Raw genomic sequence first — 1,299 nt, forward strand, 5'->3', positions numbered from 1 at the left:
TCTCGTTGAAGTATTTTCACTTCGAGCCTTGATGAACTTCGCCCATATCGTCCTTATCGTTGACACGGATTAAAATCCACAGCCCCTATCAGGTTTTCGATATGTCGGTTTAACCGTATTGTCATCACGTTATGTTTATTCAGCAATCCTTGGAAGTGAACTGGTTCATTATTAACTTATGCGGTTGTCAACTCAGGTTGATAATCGCCACCTTGTGCTAATAGTGCCCAAGCTATTCGGGCCAATTTATTAGCCAGTGCAACGGCGGCTTTGTTTCTCCCCCGCGTTTGCTCTATTCGCTTTATCCATTGAGACAATGGCGTCTCTTTATGTTTACTCACTCGCATGACAGCCCTGGCACCATGAATGAGTAAGGTTCTTAGATAGCTATCTCCACGCTTACTAATCCCTTGTAAATTATGCTTGCCCCCTGAGCTATGTTGTTTGGGTACCAGCCCCAGTGATGCTGAAACTGCCCGACCATTCTTAAACTCACTGCCATTGCCGATATGTTGATAAAGCGCACTGGCTATAATTGGGCCAACTCCGGGAATACTTTGTAGTCGTCTACAAGCTTCGTGTTGGCTTAGTTGTTTAATTTTCTTTGTATACCAGTCCAGGTGCTCATCCAGCTCTACAAGCTTTTGATAGTGTCGCTCTAACAGTTCTTTGAATAATTCACTCAAACCATTCTCAACCTGCCGGTCAAACAACTCAGGCAGTGATTTATACACATGGTTTATGCCTACCGGAAGAATTATTCCGTACTCATTGAGCAATCCCCGTATTTCATTACAGTTGGCGGTTCTATCCCGCTCACACTTCTTTCGCATCACGTGTATCGCCTGAATATCTTGTTGGGTTTGCGTTTTCGTTCTCACAAACCTCATCTCGGGGCGTACAACTGCTTCTGCTATCGCCAGCGCATCATTAAAGTCCGTCTTATTACCTCGCACATACGCTTTTACATGCTGTGGTGCGATTTGTTTTACCTGATGCCCATACTTCGCTATTTCTCTCGCCCAATAGTGCGCACTGGCACATGACTCAACTCCCACCAAACAGGGGGATAGCTCACTAAAAAAATGCAGTACCTGATTTCGTCTCAACATTTTTTTACGCACAATCTTGCCTGCCTGATTACAGCACACTAAATGGCTCACACTTTTTGCTAAATCCAGTCCAACCGTTGTAATATTCATTTTGGTCTCCTCACCTTGTTAACTTGATTGTTCAATTCCAAGTTTGGCACATTGCGATGCCGTTTGAGGGGGGAGACCATTCCATCGTTGACCTTTG

1 protein-coding gene is annotated in these 1,299 nt (G+C 44.5%); it reads right to left on the reverse strand.

What is annotated here, in order from left to right:
- Nucleotides 1-176 precede the first annotated feature (176 nt).
- Entirely contained in the window at nt 177-1,202 is a 1,026-nt protein-coding gene (locus MHN02_RS21485; protein ID WP_239247977.1) for an IS110 family transposase, read from the reverse strand.
- Nucleotides 1,203-1,299 lie beyond the last annotated feature (97 nt).

Source organism: Alteromonas sp. CNT1-28, assembly GCF_022348345.1.
Classification (GTDB): domain Bacteria; phylum Pseudomonadota; class Gammaproteobacteria; order Enterobacterales; family Alteromonadaceae; genus Alteromonas; species Alteromonas macleodii.

Bases quoted from the DNA above. Each gene is read 5' to 3' on its own strand.
- MHN02_RS21485 (WP_239247977.1), bottom strand. From the start codon at position 1,202: ATGAATATTACAACGGTTGGACTGGATTTAGCAAAAAGTGTGAGCCAT.